A 15,379-nucleotide genomic window follows, 5' to 3' on the forward strand; every position below is an offset into this window, starting at 1 on the left:
TATTTGCGAATATATGTCTATACTACTTTGTTTGGGTTAACTTTTGGTAGTTGTAAATACAAATACTTCGTTATATTTGCAGCTGCCAAAATGGTATTTGCCCACGTGGTGGAATTGGTAGACACGCTACCTTGAGGGGGTAGTGTTCGAAAGGACGTGCTGGTTCGACTCCAGTCGTGGGCACAAAAACTGCTTCATTAAAAGAAGCGGTTTTTTTTGATCACCTTATCTCATAATTCCTTTACCCTAATATCTTTAAACCAAACTCCGGCACCATGATCTTGCAGGGCAAAATGCCCTTCATTGGAGATACCATAATCCGGATAGTCATTCCATTTTCCGCTATTTCTTTTTTCTTTCCAGTCTTCAGATTTTTTGTTGAATTGAATAATTTTTTTTCCGTTTAACCAATGTTCTACCTCTCCGTTATTAAAAACTATCTTACTCGTATTCCATTCTCCTACTATATTTAACTTTTTATCACCATTTGGAATATGCATGGCGTAGTTGGCACCTGCCTTTTGCCATTCTTCAATGGGATGATCAAAACCTGCATCATCTAGTATTTGAAACTCCGCACCAGTCTCGTAAGGGTACTTATATTTAGGGTCTTCCAAAACATGGTAAAAAACACCACTATTGCCTTTGTTACTTATTTTCCATTTAAACTCCAATTCAAAATTATCAAAGCTAGCTAAAGTGATTATATCACCACCTTCTTCCCCTCCTTCACCTTTACATGATATCAGGTCATTTTCTATCGTCCATTTAGCCGGAATTACTGCTGAATTAAATCCTTTCCAGTCCTCTTTATTCATAAGAGAGGTCCATTCCGATTTTGTTGTGTCCCGAAGCTGAGAGATCGGGGTTTTGTCGTTGTCCTCTTTTATTTTACATCCAAGTCCAAGAAGTAGCAGGCATATAATTATAAAATATTTCATAAGAAAGCGAATATAAAGACTTAAAACTATAGTTTACTGAATGTAATTCCCACCTTCTAGCAAGCTCTAAGTGGGTGTTAGTGCGATTAAAGATATCCTATTTAATAGAATTCCCTTCCGTTTTTAAGCTACTTCTATGCATTAATTTTACGGAACATCCCATATTTCAATAAAATTTATGCTAACATTAGGAAAGTAAGGCTAAAAAATCTTTAACTTTGTTTAAACATTATTTATAAATGATGAACAATGTAAAAAAATCTTTTAGCATTCGTGATTTAGAAAACCTATCGGGTATTAAAGCACATACCATTCGAATATGGGAAAAAAGGTATGACCTTTTATCTCCCGAACGAACTACTACTAACATAAGAACCTATAGTCTAGAGAGTTTGCAAAAGCTTTTAAATATTACTTTGCTCTACAATAATGGCTACAAGATTTCAAAGATTTCAAAAATCCCAGAGAATGAAATAGCTCTGGTAGTAAGAGAAATCGTAGCCAAAAATAGTGTTCAAAATCATGCCTTGAATGCTTTTAAGCTTTCCATGATAAATTTTGATATAACTCTATTTCAAAATACATACAATACTTTACTAGCAGAAAAGTCTTTTCGAGAAATATTTTGGGATGTATTTATTCCGCTGCTAAATGAACTTGGTCTTCTATGGCAGACAGATACTATAAGTCCTGCACATGAACATTTCATCACAAATTTAATTAAACAGAAGATTTATACCAGTACGGAAAAGTTGCAATTGATGGAACCTAGCAAGAAAGATAAAGTATTTGTACTCTTTCTTCCCGAGAATGAAATCCATGAAATTGGTTTATTATTTATCAATTACGAAATAATCTTAAGAGGTTACAAAACCATTTATCTTGGGCAGACAATGCCTATTGAGAATCTTACAGATCTCAAAAATTATTATCAAAATTTGCACTTTGTTTCCTATTTCACTGTGGTTCCTACCAAAGACAAATTATCTAATTACATTCGTGATTTTGGCAATATTCTTGCGGAAAATGGAAAGTCTTCTTTATGGGTTTTAGGTAGGCAAATTCAACACCTAAATAAGGAAAAACTTCCACCATACATTCGTACCTTTGAATCTGTGGAAGAATTGTCTACAGCCTTGTAATTTTAGATATTCAACTATATAAATGGAAAATAAGAAGAAAAAAGTAGTCGTAATTGGCTCTGGTTTTTCCTCCTTATCTGCGGCTTGCTATCTGGCCAAAGATGGCTATAACGTTAGTATTTATGAAAAAAATGATACCGTCGGCGGAAGAGCTAGACAATTAAAAAAAGAAGGTTTTACTTTCGACATAGGTCCAAGTTGGTACTGGATGCCAGACATTTTTGATCGGTTTTTTGAAGATTTTGGCAAGAAGACCTCAGACTATTATCAACTAGACAAGCTAAACCCTGCGTATAAGATATTTTTTGAAGACGATATTATAACCATAGGCGATTGCCTAGATTCTATTTATAAGGAGTTTGAAAGAATTGAAAAAGGAAGTTCTGTACGCTTAGAAAAGTTTATAAAAAAGGCTCAGCGAAATTACGACATTGCGATTAACGAAATAGTTTATAGACCTGGTTTATCTCCCCTAGAATTGGTTACAAAAGATACCATCATTAGAGTGGACCAATTTTTTAAAACCATTAGTCAGGAAGTTAGAAGAAACTTTAAAAATCCTAAGTTAATCTCAACACTAGAATTCCCAGTACTCTTTCTTGGAGCAAAACCAAGTAAAACACCAGCATTCTATAGCTTTATGAATTTTGCAGATTTTGGTTTAGGAACTTGGCACCCAAAAGGAGGCATGTATCAGATTATTTTAGCTATGAAGGCATTAGCTGAAGAACTGGGAGTATCTATATATACGGAAAGACCCATTTCAAAAATTCTTGTCAAAGACAAGAAGGTATATGGGATTAAAACAAATGAAGAGGATGTTTTTGCAGATTTAGTATTAAGTGGTGCCGATTATCATCATACCGAAAGCCTGCTGGAAAAATCACAAAGACAATACAGCGATAGTTATTGGGAGAAAAAAACATTTGCACCATCTTCCCTTCTTTTCTTTGTAGGTTTTGATAAAAAATTAAACAATATAGAGCACCACAACCTATTCTTCGACACAGACTTTAGCCAACATGCCAGTGAGATATACGACAAGCCTAAATGGCCTTCTAGACCTCTGTTTTATGCTAACTTTCCTTCGGTAACCGATGAAGGTATGGCACCAGAAAATCATGAAACAGCCTTCTTTCTTATTCCTATTGCACCAGGCTTAGAGGATACCCCTAGTTTAAGAGATAAGTATTTCAACATCGTCTTAAAAAGATTCCAAGAACGGACGGGTCAAAATGTGGAAAATAATATTATATTTAGAGAGTCTTTTTGTGTAAATGACTTTATTAAGGAGTATAATTCTTTCAAGGGAAATGCCTACGGAATGGCAAATACATTATCACAAACGGCCTTTTTAAGACCAGGTTTAAAAAGTAAGAAAGTGGCCAATCTTTTCTTTACCGGACAGTTGACTGTTCCGGGACCGGGGGTACCACCATCTTTAATTTCGGGGAAACTAGTAGCGGAATTGATGCGTAAAAATTTAAATATTACTAAATGAAAGTGATTTTTGATCAAGTTTCTTTTGAGTGTAGTAAAGTTGTTACTGAGTCTTATAGTACTTCTTTTTCATTAGCTACAAAAATGCTGTCTGCTTCTATCCGTAGCGACATCTATAATATTTATGGCTTTGTTCGTTTTGCAGATGAAATCGTAGATACCTTCCATGACTTCGATAAAGAAAAACTGTTCAATAGATTCGAGGAAGATCTGAATCTAGCACTAGAAAACAAAATCAGTCTCAATCCAATCCTTAACTCTTTTCAGAAAACATACCACAAATACCAAATCCCTTACCATCTTGTTAGCTCTTTTATGAAGAGTATGCGAATGGATTTGGACAAGACTATCTATAACACCGAAGCTGAATTCAAAGAATATATTTATGGATCAGCTGATGTGGTTGGACTTATGTGCCTAAGAGTATTTGTAAAGGGAGATGACAACAGGTATAATGAATTAAAAGAATCGGCTATGGCATTAGGTTCTGCATTTCAAAAGGTTAACTTTTTAAGAGATCTAAAAGCAGATTACGAACACTTAAACAGGTCTTATTTTCCAAATACCAATCTATTAGAATTAGATGAAGCTTCAAAGTATAGGATTGTTGAAGAAATAAAAAATGATTTTAGCAAAGGCTATGAGGGTATTGTTCAACTTCCAAATGAGGCAAAATTTGGTGTTTATACTGCTTATAAATACTACCACAAACTACTTTGTAAGCTACAGAATACTCCTTCAATGGAAATAAAGAACACTCGGATTAGAGTTCCCAATTATCAGAAATTTGGCTTGTTGGCAAAATCATATGTAAATTATAAATTGAATTTGTATTAGTATGAAAATTTTACTTTGGATTTTAATATTCTTAGGAACTTTCGGATTTATGGAGTTCATGGCTTGGTTTACCCATAAGTATATTATGCATGGTTTTTTATGGAGCCTCCATAAGGATCATCATAAAAAAGATCATGATTCATGGTTTGAAAGAAACGATGCTTTCTTTATTTTTTATGCCGTGGTGAGTATGACTCTTTTTTATTTAGGAAGTTACCACGGGTTTTGGATGGGATGGCCTTTAGGGTTTGGAATAATGGCATATGGAGCCACCTATTTTCTTGTTCATGACATTTTTATTCACCAGCGATTTAAAATGTTTAGAAATGCGAATAATTGGTATGCAAGAGGAGTAAGAAGAGCACATAAAATGCATCACAAACATATTGGGAAAGGCGATGGCGAGTGCTTCGGAATGCTATTAGTCCCATTTAAGTATTTTAAACGATAAGTCTCTCCTAAGTAGTTTCTTATTGAGCCAGCCACGAAAAAAGTATGCCTTCTTTTCTTACGCTTTTTACTCCAGTAACTGGTTAATAAATTGATATGTATTCTGGTTGTCCCAATCTGCAATACCAGACTGGACTATCCTTATTACACCATTCCTATCAATCAAATAAGAGGCCGGAGCCTCTGGAATATCAAAAGGTGCCTTTTCTCCAATAATTAAGTAGGTAACAGGAAAGTTAAAGTCATTTTTTTTCATAAACTCTACTACGGGTTCTCTTTCCTCGTTTGTTACAAGATAAAATACCATTCTACCTTGATATTCCTTGTACATCTTCTGAATACTCCTTAATTCAGCTACACAGGGCAACCGCCATGAAGCCCAGAAATTTACAAATATTACCTCTCCCTTTGATTCCCTAAAATTAAATGGTCTACCATCTGCATTTTTAAGCTTCCAACTAAAATCACTAATAAGGTATGCTTCCTCAGGCTCTAAAACATCGGGTTCTGATGCAAATAATTGATTTAAAAGAACCTTAGCCTGAAAGCCTATTGGGGTTACGAAAAATGAGAGAACAAATACAATTATAAAAAGATTCCAGATCGTTTTTTTCGAGACTTTCATATTTGTCTATTTAAACTAAAAACTCCCGAATATCGGGAGTTTTTGAGCATTGTATATTCTGCAATTAAGCAGCATTTTCTTTCTTAATAACGTTTAAAGCAGAACCTTCTCTAAACCATTCAATCTGAGGAGCATTATAAGTGTGTTTAGCTATAATGGTATCCTTGGAGCCGTCGGCATGAACTACTTCAATTGTCAAAGGTTTTTCCGGTGCAAAATCGGCTATATCCACTAAATTAAAAGTATCATCTTCTTGAATAAGATCGTAATCCGATTCCTTTTCAAAAGTAAGGGCTAACATGCCCTGTTTTTTTAAATTAGTTTCATGAATTCTAGCAAAAGACTTAACTAATACAGCAGCTACTCCAAGATGTCTGGGTTGCATTGCTGCATGTTCTCGAGAGGAGCCTTCTCCGTAATTGTGATCCCCAACCACTATTGTTTTAATTCCTTTTGCCTTATACGCCCTTTGCGTATCTGGAACACCACCATATTCGCCAGTGAGTTGGTTTTTTACAAAATTTGTTTTTTTGTTAAAAGCATTAACCGCTCCGATTAGGGTATTATTTGAAATATTATCCAAATGTCCTCTATATCTAAGCCAAGGCCCCGCCATGGAAATATGATCCGTTGTACATTTACCAAAAGCTTTAATCAGCAGCTTCATATTTTGAAGACTCTCATTTGAAAGAGGCACAAAAGGTTCTAACACTTCAAGTCTTTCAGAATCCTTAGCAACAACCACTTCAACAGAGCTACCATCCTCCTGAGGAGCCAAATATCCAGCATCATCCACATCAAAACCATCCGGAGGTAATTCTATACCCTGCGGCTCTTTAAGTTTCACTTCTTCCCCTTCTTCATTAATAAGAGTATCATTCATTGGGTCAAAATCTAACCTCCCGGATAAGGCGATTGCTGCGACCATTTCTGGCGAACCAACAAAAGCATGGGTATTTGGGTTTCCATCGGCCCTTTTTGAAAAGTTACGATTAAAGGAATGAACTATGGTATTTTTTTCCTCTCCCTTTAGATCACTTCGGTCCCATTGACCAATACATGGCCCACAGGCATTTGTAAATATTGTAGCTCCAAGATTTTCAAAGATTTGTAGCAATCCATCTCTTTCTGCCGTGAATCTAATTTGCTCGGATCCGGGATTAATCCCGAAATCTGATTTAGGTACAATCTTATTTTCCACTGCCTGCTTAGCAATGGAAGCAGCTCTGGTTAAATCTTCATAAGATGAATTGGTACAAGAGCCAATCAGACCCCAGTCTACTTGAATTGGCCAACCCTTATCCTTTGCTATGGACCCTAAATCTCCTATTGGAGTAGCCAAATCAGGCGTAAAAGGACCATTTAAATGTGGTCTTAAGGTATTAAGATCTATTTCAATTATCTCATCAAAATAGGATTCTGGATTAGCGTATACTTCTTCGTCAGCTGTTAAATACTCGCTTACCGCATTTGCGGCATCAGCTACGTCATTCCTATCCGTAGCTCTTAAATAACGTTCCATAGAGTCATCATAACCAAAAGTAGAAGTTGTAGCACCTATTTCAGCACCCATATTACAAATGGTTCCTTTTCCTGTGCATGAGAGATTCTTTGCACCTTCTCCAAAATACTCCACAATTGCCCCAGTTCCTCCTTTTACAGTAAGAATACCAGCAACCTTTAGAATAACATCTTTTGCGGAAGTCCACCCTGAGATTTTTCCTGTAAGTTTTACTCCAATAAGTTTAGGGAATTTTAATTCCCAGGCCATCCCGGCCATCACATCTACCGCATCCGCGCCTCCTACTCCAATAGCCAACATTCCTAAGCCTCCTGCATTAACGGTATGAGAATCTGTTCCAATCATCATCCCTCCTGGAAAAGCGTAATTTTCTAATACTACCTGATGAATAATACCTGCGCCTGGTTTCCAAAAACCAATACCGTATTTGTTAGATACAGATTCCAAAAAATTAAATACTTCTGCACTTGTACTATTTGCAGATTTTAAATCCGCAGCAGCACCCATTTTAGCCTGAATCAAATGATCGCAATGTACAGTAGTGGGAACAGCAACTTTTGGTTTGCCGGCTTGCATAAACTGTAATAAAGCCATTTGAGCAGTTGCATCCTGACATGCTACTCTATCTGGTGCAAAATCTACATAGTCCTTTCCTCTTCTAAAACTTTTTGATGGATTCCCTTCCCACAAATGTGAGTACAATATCTTCTCGGAGAGCGTTAAAGGTCTTCCAACAATTTCACGGGCCTTATCTACTCGTTCTGCCATAGTAGAGTAAACCTCTTTTATCATGTCAATATCAAATGCCATTCTTTATTTTTTTCTATTGTTGCTAAGTAGCTAAATTAGTAAATTACCCAAGGGTAATGAAATTTTTAGAATAGATAAGTCTTCTTTATTACAAAATACCCTAATTCGGTATTTTACTAATGGATAGGTAGATAGGAAATTTCATTTCTTTTTTTGTTTTCTCCTCCCAAAATGGTGCTATTTTCGAAATAACAAGACTAACCGGGTCTTCATCCGGATTTTCCAATACATAGTTTCCTACGGCAGACCAAGTTCTTAAATATCCTTCTAAATGTTTTAAACTCCAGCTACATACAATTTCAAAGTTCTGAGCAACTTCTATTTCCTCAAAACCAAAGGAAATATGTTTGTATTCGTTATCCAAATGCCTCCTCTCAGGATTCCAATAACGTCCTACTTGATTTCCGTAGAAATCCCTGATAAAACCATTAATTGGATCTTCGGTACTGATCAATCCATACCCCCAAACCGCCAGAATTCCATTAGGCTTGCCTACCCGAACTACTTCTTTTCTGAAGTCTTCAAGATTAAACCAATGGGCCGCCTGGGCAACCGCAATCAGGTCGAATGTATCATCCATGAAAGGAGTAGTTTCTGCGGCACTCTTTAGATAATTCACGTTTGTTAATGAAGGAGCCGAATCTAGTTGGTTCTGACTAATATCCGAAGCCATGACTTGTTTAAAGTAAGAAGCTAAAACACTAGCCACCTGACCGTTACCAGTTGCGCAGTCCCAGGCTTTATCTCTGGCTTTGGTATGGCGGAATATTTCTTCAAAAAGTGCTTTGGGGTAAGTGGGTCGAAACCTCAGATAATTCCCTGAATCATCAGAAAAAAGGTCTCGAGTATCTCTCATAGAATTTCCCTTTTTACAAAAGCTTGGTGATAATAATTTCTTCCGAGATACCTTCGGCTTCTGCCTTGTAATTCTTTATGATTCTATGCCTAAGAATTCCCATAGCTACAGCCTTAACATCCTCAATATCGGGAGAATATTTACCATTTACTGCCGCATGTGCCTTGGCGGCCAGGATAAGATTCTGCGAAGCCCTGGGACCAGCACCCCAATCTAGATATGTCTTCACATAATCAGAACTACTGTCTACACCCGGCCTTGTATTACTAACCAAATTTACCGCGTAGTCTACTACATTATTTGGAACAGGAATCCGCCGAATTAGATGTTGTATTTCTATTATCTTTGTTGCATTTAACAAAGGATTCAATTCTTGTACCTCATCGTTGGTTGTTGTTTTAACGACTTGAATTTCCTCTTCAATAGAAGGGTATTTTAATTCAATCGCAAACATAAACCTGTCTAGTTGCGCCTCTGGCAAAGGATATGTACCTTCTTGCTCAATAGGATTTTGGGTAGCTAAAACAAAATACGGACTTGGCAACTTGTGTTGTTCTCCGGCAATAGTCACCGCACGTTCCTGCATTGCCTCCAGCAAGGCCGCTTGGGTCTTTGGGGGGGTCCTATTTATTTCGTCTGCCAGTATTATATTTGCGAATACGGGACCTTTGATAAACTTAAAACGTCTGTCCTGATCTAGAATTTCACTTCCTAGGATATCGCTGGGCATCAAGTCTGGAGTAAACTGAACTCTTTTAAAATCTAGTCCAAGAGTTTTGGCAATGGTGTTTACCATTAGAGTTTTTGCGAGCCCAGGAACTCCAATTAGCAAAGAATGACCTCCTGTATAGATGGAAAGAAGTATTTGTTCAATTACTTCGTTCTGACCAACAATAACTTTTGCAATTTCCTGCTTTAGAGCCTTGTGTTTATCTACTAATTCTTTTACTGCAGCTACGTCAGACATCTACTAATCTTTTTGCCAGTCATTAGAAAACTCACAAGTCCTGTTTTCTCCATTAATACTAACATAGGTGTCTTGGATATGCTCTTCTAGCCATGCCTTAACTGCTCTGTATTGTTTATCTCGCAAAGCCAATTCCTGAATCTTAATATAGTCTCTCGCAAAATCTGCTTCGTGCTCGTCGAACCGATTAGTAACCATAAGTATTTTATACTGGGGTGGTCCGCCCCGAGGATCTGTCTCTAGTGTTGGACTAGAAACTTCATTATCCTTTAAATTTCTAACCTGGTTGTACAAGGCAGGATCCATCTTCGTCAGCTCAAATTTCGAATCAAAATTCATTGGATTTCTAAGAAGACCTCCATCAAATTTTGTCTCTTTCTCATCAGAGAAATTCAAGGCTGCCTCTGCAAAGGTATATTTCCCTTCTTGTATATGCTTTCGGATACTATCCAATTCAACTTTGGCTTTTTCCAAGGCTGAAGATGGGATTTCGGGTTGAATCAGAATATGTCTTAAATCTACTTCCTGCCCTCTGATTTTCTCAATATAAATGATATGATAGCCGAATGTAGTTTCGAAAGGATCGGATACTTCTCCTTCTCTTAAACTAAAAGCCACATCTTTAAATTCCTTTACAAAAGGTGTTTCCCTTGTCATACTGTAAAATCCACCATTCGATTTAGACCCGGGATCCTGAGAATAAAGAATTGCTTTTACACTAAAACTCGCCTGATTATCTTCAACATCAGCCTTAATTTCATTTAGCTTATCAATGGTTTTCTGCTTCTCCGATTCTGGGACTTCCGGAATTTTAACAATCTGTGAAATCTCTAATTCTGCTCCAAAAACAGGCTTTTCATTCTCGGGAATTTTATTAAAAAATTGGCGAACCTCTTCTGGGGTTACTTCGATATCACTGACGATTTTTTGTTGCATTTTTTCGGAAAGCATTCTAAGCTTGTTAATATTATAAAGCTCTTCTCTAAAGTCTTCTACAGATTCTTTATTATAAAACTTTAGAACCTTTTCCATAGATCCAACTTGTTGCACCAATTGCTGCATCTGTCTGTCGCTTGTTCCGTTTACCTCGTCGTCCGAAACAAGAATACTATCTTGAACTGCCTGATGTGCATAGAGGCGATCTTCCATTAACTTACCCAAAAGGCTGCAATGTGTAATATCATCCATTGCCGCGCCCTGATTCTTTAGGTCAATTAAGGTTTTATCAATGTCCGAATCTAAAATGACATAGTCCCCAACTACAGCAGATATGCCATCAATTTTAACCCTTTCCGTTCTTTTTATGGTATCGGTAGCGCTATCTACCTCTGCTACAAGTACAGATTCTATTGGGGCCATGGCAGTTTCAGCAATAGAATCCATTTCTTGCCCATAGCCTGCAGCGGCAAAAAAGAATAATAACCACAGGTAAGAAAGACCTTTAGTTTTCAATAGTATACACTTCAAATTCATTTTTCTGCGTAGCTTCATCTATTATTTCCGTTTCTAATTTTCTTATATAATCTAGTTTTCGTCTATTTAAAAGGACCTGACTAATGCTGGATTTCACATAGGTAAAAGGAGCTATTTCGTTTGCTTCCAATACTTCTACTACCTTAGTCAAATATACCCCCATTGCATCTTCTAATTCAAAAAATTGTGAATTTTTTAAGTATTGTGCCTCATTCTGAGTGGTTAAAGGGGGTATTTCTTCTATTACTCTAGTGGCTGGTACCCAGAGAGAATCATTAAAATTTAATTTTTTAAACTGTACTCCTATGGAATCCAAATAAACAAAATCGGTTTTCTCAAACCTTTTTAAGCTTTCCGTTACTTCCGGTTTATTCAAAAATTGCAGAGGTAACTGAATAAAACGAAGTCGAACGATCTTTTCCTTTAGTTTAAAATTTGCTTTTTCCGTTTCGTAAAACGATCTTAATTCCTCTTCTGAAATCAGGGTATCGTTCACCTGATTTACCAAAGCCTCTTTATATGCTCTTGTATACAAATCGGTGCGATATTCTGACACCATTTGTTCAAATTGGGCCAATTTTTCTTCTGATAGATTAATTTTGGCCTTTTCTAACAATATTTGTCTGGTTGCCCATTGATTGATATAATTAGTCACCAAAGAAGCACTATCTACTCCTTTTAAATTATCCGCCAGACTCAAGGCAACTTCGTCCCAATATAAATAGGCATCCCCTACCCTAGCTAAAGGTTCATCCCCGGCATTTCTGTTTATATAGGCCTCACAGGCTACCACTAAACAGGCAATGGCACATAAAGAAATACGCTTTGAGTTCTTATATAAAATATCCTTAAAAAAAAGCATTCGACAAAAATAAGAATTCGCTGCAGCTGAGCAAGCATATAGAATAGGTATTAACAGATTTTTAGTACGCTACTTTGTTAACCGACGATCCATCTATTCGCTACTAAAAAGAGTTAAATTACTACTACGAGGTTGCATTTCCATGGCGTAAAGCACTATTTCAATGAATAATATCTATTCGAAAATAAATGAAATTAAAGATGTTAAGTTGGTAGAAAGCATTGATATAATATCGGCAAAAACAATATCTTGCAATCAATAGAAAGATTAAGTACTATCTTACTTTTAAATAACACAATGGATTTTGCCAATCATATAAGAGGTATTTAGCTAGAGGATATGAATAGAAAAATAAAATTAATTTGGGATTTTAGGGGATTAGATGCCTTGGAAATTGCAAAACATCACGACAAGCATCTACAAGAATTTATTAGAAAAGAAGAACTTTCTCTAAATATAAGCGGGCATCAATTTCTTAATGAAAACCATAGCATAGCCTTCTTAGTAGTGGAAGAGAAGAACATGCTTATTGTACGAGATGCCCTATTACCGCATCGCGCAGAAGTATTTATTGTCTAACTACAACCTTTAATACCCTATGAAAAGTTTTCTCTTATTATTCCTGTTAGGAATCTTAGTATTGTTTTCGTGCAAAACGAAAACAAAAGAAAACGATTTGCTCAAAATCGCCTTAAGTTCTGAAGACCCGTCTATTAGAAAAGTTGTAGATAGTCTTTCTCCATACGAGGTTCAAATATTATATACGCAAATAGACAGGGATGCCGACTCTATCAAATTAACCGATTTTTCTTTTCAACTAAACAATAATAACTATTTCTATCCGGCAAGTACCGTTAAGTTTCCTATTGCGGTTTTGGCACTAGAAAAACTTAATACCATAGATTCTCTTAACAGAAACACCAAATATTATATTGAAGGAGATACAATAGAAAACACTTTTGCCGAGGATATCAGTAAAATTTTCGCAATCAGTGATAACCACGCAAATAACCGATTACTGGAATTTCAGGGACAGGACGCTATCAATGAAAATCTAAGAGAGAAAGGACTCTCCCCGGTAAGAATTTCTCACCGCCTGGGTATTCATTCCTCAGATCTTAAAACAAAACCTTTGATACTGTATCTAAATGATAGCACCACGACTAGCTCCATCGCCATAAACAATACGGAACCAAAAATCCTAGAATTAGATAATATTCAAAAAGGAATTGGATTTTATAAAGAAGACTCTTTGTACCAAGAGCCTTTCGATTTTAGCTATAAAAATTACTACCCGCTTAGTACACAACACAAGCTTCTTAAACGTGTAATTTTTCCAATGCTCTTTACAAAAGAACAGCGCTTTACTATTACGGAAGATCAGAGAGAATTTTTACTGGAACAAATGCACACCTTACCCAGGAATGCAGGGTTTTTAGAGGAAGAATATTATGACGGTTACTGTAAATTCTTTATATACGGAGATACCAAGAAAAAAATACCAGAGCATATTAAAATTTACAATAAAGTAGGTTTTGCTTATGGCACCTTAACGGACTGTGCCTATATAACCGACACGAAAAATGGGGTAGAGTTTTTACTAACCGCTACTATCTTAGTAAACAAGAACGGTATCTTTAACGATGACCAATATGAGTACGATGAGGTTGGCATTCCTTTTTTAGCCGCTCTTGGCCGGGAGATTTATACTTTAGAATTAAATAGGAGGAAAAACGGTAAACGGTCCTTCACCTTGAAGCGCTCCTACTAAATCTGCTGCCTTTAAGGCAGTTACCAGGGTAGAAAAATCGGCATTAGATACCGCGATATCTACAATACTCTTATTACTCATCTGGGCCTTTACTTGATTCGTTGTAAAAAGACCGATTACGGATAAAATTAAAATAACTTTTTTCATGATTTAAATTCAATTAGAGTTTATGATTATAACTGTTGCACTATGCATATTTAAATACCCAAGACACCTTCAAATGGATGAGCAAATTCTTTTTTTATCATATCTTTAACACAAGAACATGGCAGTTACTCAGGACGATTTATTGATAATTAATCAACTTAAGGAAGGAGATCAGAGGGCCTTACTAGTGCTATACGACAAGTATGCCGCTGCCCTCTATGGGGTAATAATTAGAATTTGTAAAAGAGAAGATATTGCGCAGGACGTCTTACAAGATAGTTTTCTTAAAATATGGCAGAAAATTAAAACGTACGACGAAAACAAAGGAAGGTTTTATACCTGGGCCTATAGAATAGCCAAGAATACTGCTTTAAATTCGATTAGAAACACCGCAAAACTCATCCAAACGGAAGAAATTAGTGTATATAATAGTATAAGTTCAAATCCTGTTGAAATTGATTCTTATGGATTAAAAAATGTGTTATCAAAATTAGAGCCTCAACATAAAAGGGCTGTTGAACTTGTATATTTTGAAGGCCTTACCCACATGGAAGCGCATAAAGAGATGAAAGTTCCTCTGGGAACCTTTAAGTCTTATGTTAGACAAGCTCTTCAAAAGTTAAGAGAAAATAAGAACGACCTCTACTTAGTTTTGGTGCTTTTAGAAGTTTTAGGATATGGATAGAAAGCAAATAATTGATGAAGGATTATTAGAACTTTATCTTCTGGGTGAACTCACTCTTGAAGAAGAGCAAAAAGTGGAAGCTTTGATTGCCAAGGATAATGACTTAAGAACAATATTCAACGACCTTGAATTGGCCTTTGAAAAGTTGGGTATGGAAAATGCAGTCACTCCTCCAGAAAAAGTAAGAGAACAACTAAAAACAAAACTTGGAAAAATAACTATTGTCAGTAAGTCGGAACAAAAAATATCTCCAGCTTTAGGTGGTAAAAAATATTCGACAAAGTTTCTGGTCGCAGCAAGTATTGCTATTGTGTTTGCCTTATCTTCCATTTGGCTTTATAGCAAATGGCGCCAATCCATTGAGACTCTTAATTTTTTGCAGTCTCAGACTGTGATTTTAGAAGAAAGATTGTCGCAATTAGAAAACAACTACCAGCTAACCTCCACGAAATACAACGCAATAAATAACCCGCAGATTATTCCTTTAGTTTTAAATGGGAATGAAAGGTCACCTGGGTCTAAAGTGGTCTTCTTTGTGAACCATCAAAATAAAACAGTACTGGTTAACGCCCAAGGCTTAAGTCCTTTAGACAAAGATAATAGCTACCAACTATGGGCCGATGTAGAGGGAGAAATGATTAATATGGGGCTTCTGTCAACAGAGGAAGACCTTATCCCGGCTATTTACATCAGCAAAGCCGAATCCTTTAATATTACAATAGAACCTGCGGGAGGCAATAATCATCCCACGGTTAAAAACCTTATTGGAAATGTTTATTTATAGAATAAGC

16 protein-coding genes and 1 tRNA gene are annotated in these 15,379 nt (G+C 36.2%); 9 read left to right on the forward strand and 8 right to left on the reverse strand.

Going from position 1 to position 15,379, the window contains the following annotated elements:
• Positions 1-99: 99 nt before the first annotated feature.
• Positions 100-183 (forward strand) — tRNA-Leu (locus tag PXG98_RS12610).
• 47 nt (positions 184-230) lie between these two features.
• Here PXG98_RS12610 and PXG98_RS12615 read toward each other — a convergent pair.
• Positions 231-941: a 3-keto-disaccharide hydrolase gene (locus PXG98_RS12615; protein ID WP_276391603.1), complete on the reverse strand. Its 711-nt coding sequence runs from the start codon at positions 939-941 to the stop codon at positions 231-233.
• Between the two features lie 242 nt (positions 942-1,183).
• Between PXG98_RS12615 and PXG98_RS12620 the strand changes: the two genes are divergently transcribed.
• Genes PXG98_RS12620 through PXG98_RS12635 form a run of 4 tightly spaced genes read left to right on the forward strand, consistent with a single transcriptional unit; the run spans position 1,184 to position 4,871 of the window.
• Positions 1,184-2,083: a MerR family transcriptional regulator gene (locus PXG98_RS12620; protein WP_276391692.1), complete on the forward strand. Its 900-nt coding sequence runs from the start codon at positions 1,184-1,186 to the stop codon at positions 2,081-2,083.
• A gap of 22 nt (positions 2,084-2,105) precedes the next feature.
• The gene (locus PXG98_RS12625) at positions 2,106-3,584 is read left to right on the forward strand and encodes a phytoene desaturase family protein (RefSeq protein WP_276391605.1); all 1,479 of its coding nucleotides are present in this window, start codon (positions 2,106-2,108) and stop codon (positions 3,582-3,584) included.
• Positions 3,581-4,420: a phytoene/squalene synthase family protein gene (locus tag PXG98_RS12630; RefSeq protein ID WP_276391607.1), complete on the forward strand. Its 840-nt coding sequence runs from the start codon at positions 3,581-3,583 to the stop codon at positions 4,418-4,420. The genes PXG98_RS12625 and PXG98_RS12630 overlap by 4 nt, the downstream gene beginning before the upstream one ends.
• A gap of 1 nt (position 4,421) precedes the next feature.
• A complete protein-coding gene (locus PXG98_RS12635) occupies positions 4,422-4,871 on the forward strand; it encodes a sterol desaturase family protein (RefSeq protein WP_276391609.1) in 450 nt (149 codons plus the stop codon).
• Positions 4,872-4,937: 66 nt separating this feature from the next.
• Here PXG98_RS12635 and PXG98_RS12640 read toward each other — a convergent pair whose 3' ends face one another.
• The 6 genes from PXG98_RS12640 to PXG98_RS12665 all read right to left on the reverse strand — a co-directional run bounded on the left by PXG98_RS12640 (position 4,938) and on the right by PXG98_RS12665 (position 11,985).
• Positions 4,938-5,495, reverse strand: coding sequence for a TlpA family protein disulfide reductase (locus tag PXG98_RS12640; RefSeq protein ID WP_276391611.1), 558 nt, complete (start codon positions 5,493-5,495; stop codon positions 4,938-4,940).
• 64 nt (positions 5,496-5,559) lie between these two features.
• The gene (locus PXG98_RS12645) at positions 5,560-7,827 is read right to left on the reverse strand and encodes an aconitate hydratase (protein ID WP_276391613.1); all 2,268 of its coding nucleotides are present in this window, start codon (positions 7,825-7,827) and stop codon (positions 5,560-5,562) included.
• A gap of 100 nt (positions 7,828-7,927) precedes the next feature.
• Complete coding sequence (locus PXG98_RS12650; RefSeq protein WP_276391614.1) at positions 7,928-8,683, reverse strand: class I SAM-dependent methyltransferase; 756 nt, start codon at positions 8,681-8,683, stop codon at positions 7,928-7,930.
• A gap of 13 nt (positions 8,684-8,696) precedes the next feature.
• A complete protein-coding gene (locus tag PXG98_RS12655; protein ID WP_276391616.1) occupies positions 8,697-9,650 on the reverse strand; it encodes an AAA family ATPase in 954 nt (317 codons plus the stop codon).
• A 3-nt stretch (positions 9,651-9,653) separates the two neighbouring features.
• Positions 9,654-11,123, reverse strand: coding sequence for a peptidylprolyl isomerase (locus tag PXG98_RS12660; RefSeq protein ID WP_276391693.1), 1,470 nt, complete (start codon positions 11,121-11,123; stop codon positions 9,654-9,656).
• A complete protein-coding gene (locus tag PXG98_RS12665; protein WP_276391618.1) occupies positions 11,092-11,985 on the reverse strand; it encodes a peptidylprolyl isomerase in 894 nt (297 codons plus the stop codon). Before PXG98_RS12665 ends, PXG98_RS12660 begins: the two co-directional genes overlap by 32 nt.
• Positions 11,986-12,324: 339 nt before the next feature.
• On the opposite strand from PXG98_RS12665, the gene PXG98_RS12670 reads away from it, so the two are divergent.
• Together PXG98_RS12670 and PXG98_RS12675 are read left to right on the forward strand one after the other, a co-directional pair.
• Positions 12,325-12,564: a hypothetical protein gene (locus PXG98_RS12670; protein WP_276391620.1), complete on the forward strand. Its 240-nt coding sequence runs from the start codon at positions 12,325-12,327 to the stop codon at positions 12,562-12,564.
• Between the two features lie 19 nt (positions 12,565-12,583).
• Entirely contained in the window at positions 12,584-13,756 is a 1,173-nt protein-coding gene (locus PXG98_RS12675) for a serine hydrolase (RefSeq protein ID WP_276391623.1), read from the forward strand.
• On the opposite strand, the gene PXG98_RS12680 is transcribed toward PXG98_RS12675, so the two are convergent.
• Positions 13,703-13,903 (reverse strand): fasciclin domain-containing protein, encoded by a 201-nt coding sequence (locus PXG98_RS12680; protein ID WP_338150247.1) that lies wholly within the window; start codon positions 13,901-13,903, stop codon positions 13,703-13,705. The two genes, PXG98_RS12675 and PXG98_RS12680, sit on opposite strands and share 54 nt — an antisense overlap.
• A gap of 118 nt (positions 13,904-14,021) precedes the next feature.
• Between PXG98_RS12680 and PXG98_RS12685 the strand changes: the two genes are divergently transcribed.
• Both PXG98_RS12685 and PXG98_RS12690 read left to right on the forward strand, forming a co-directional pair.
• On the forward strand, positions 14,022-14,588 hold the full coding sequence (locus PXG98_RS12685; protein WP_276391625.1) for an RNA polymerase sigma factor: 567 nt from the start codon (positions 14,022-14,024) through the stop codon (positions 14,586-14,588).
• Positions 14,581-15,372, forward strand: a complete 792-nt coding sequence (locus tag PXG98_RS12690; protein WP_276391626.1) for an anti-sigma factor — start codon at positions 14,581-14,583, stop codon at positions 15,370-15,372. The genes PXG98_RS12685 and PXG98_RS12690 overlap by 8 nt, the downstream gene beginning before the upstream one ends.
• The last annotated feature ends 7 nt before the right edge of the window (positions 15,373-15,379 follow it).

Origin of the sequence: Eudoraea chungangensis (assembly GCF_029360665.1) — a bacterium.
GTDB lineage: Bacteria > Bacteroidota > Bacteroidia > Flavobacteriales > Flavobacteriaceae > Eudoraea > Eudoraea chungangensis.

Bases quoted from the DNA above. Each gene is read 5' to 3' on its own strand.
- PXG98_RS12615 (WP_276391603.1), bottom strand. From the start codon at position 941: ATGAAATATTTTATAATTATATGCCTGCTACTTCTTGGACTTGGATGT.
- PXG98_RS12620 (WP_276391692.1), top strand. From the start codon at position 1,184: ATGAACAATGTAAAAAAATCTTTTAGCATTCGTGATTTAGAAAACCTA.
- PXG98_RS12625 (WP_276391605.1), top strand. From the start codon at position 2,106: ATGGAAAATAAGAAGAAAAAAGTAGTCGTAATTGGCTCTGGTTTTTCC.
- PXG98_RS12630 (WP_276391607.1), top strand. From the start codon at position 3,581: ATGAAAGTGATTTTTGATCAAGTTTCTTTTGAGTGTAGTAAAGTTGTT.
- PXG98_RS12635 (WP_276391609.1), top strand. From the start codon at position 4,422: ATGAAAATTTTACTTTGGATTTTAATATTCTTAGGAACTTTCGGATTT.
- PXG98_RS12640 (WP_276391611.1), bottom strand. From the start codon at position 5,495: ATGAAAGTCTCGAAAAAAACGATCTGGAATCTTTTTATAATTGTATTT.
- PXG98_RS12645 (WP_276391613.1), bottom strand. From the start codon at position 7,827: ATGGCATTTGATATTGACATGATAAAAGAGGTTTACTCTACTATGGCA.
- PXG98_RS12650 (WP_276391614.1), bottom strand. From the start codon at position 8,683: ATGAGAGATACTCGAGACCTTTTTTCTGATGATTCAGGGAATTATCTG.
- PXG98_RS12655 (WP_276391616.1), bottom strand. From the start codon at position 9,650: ATGTCTGACGTAGCTGCAGTAAAAGAATTAGTAGATAAACACAAGGCT.
- PXG98_RS12660 (WP_276391693.1), bottom strand. From the start codon at position 11,123: ATGAATTTGAAGTGTATACTATTGAAAACTAAAGGTCTTTCTTACCTG.
- PXG98_RS12665 (WP_276391618.1), bottom strand. From the start codon at position 11,985: ATGCTTTTTTTTAAGGATATTTTATATAAGAACTCAAAGCGTATTTCT.
- PXG98_RS12670 (WP_276391620.1), top strand. From the start codon at position 12,325: ATGAATAGAAAAATAAAATTAATTTGGGATTTTAGGGGATTAGATGCC.
- PXG98_RS12675 (WP_276391623.1), top strand. From the start codon at position 12,584: ATGAAAAGTTTTCTCTTATTATTCCTGTTAGGAATCTTAGTATTGTTT.
- PXG98_RS12680 (WP_338150247.1), bottom strand. From the start codon at position 13,903: ATGAAAAAAGTTATTTTAATTTTATCCGTAATCGGTCTTTTTACAACG.
- PXG98_RS12685 (WP_276391625.1), top strand. From the start codon at position 14,022: ATGGCAGTTACTCAGGACGATTTATTGATAATTAATCAACTTAAGGAA.
- PXG98_RS12690 (WP_276391626.1), top strand. From the start codon at position 14,581: ATGGATAGAAAGCAAATAATTGATGAAGGATTATTAGAACTTTATCTT.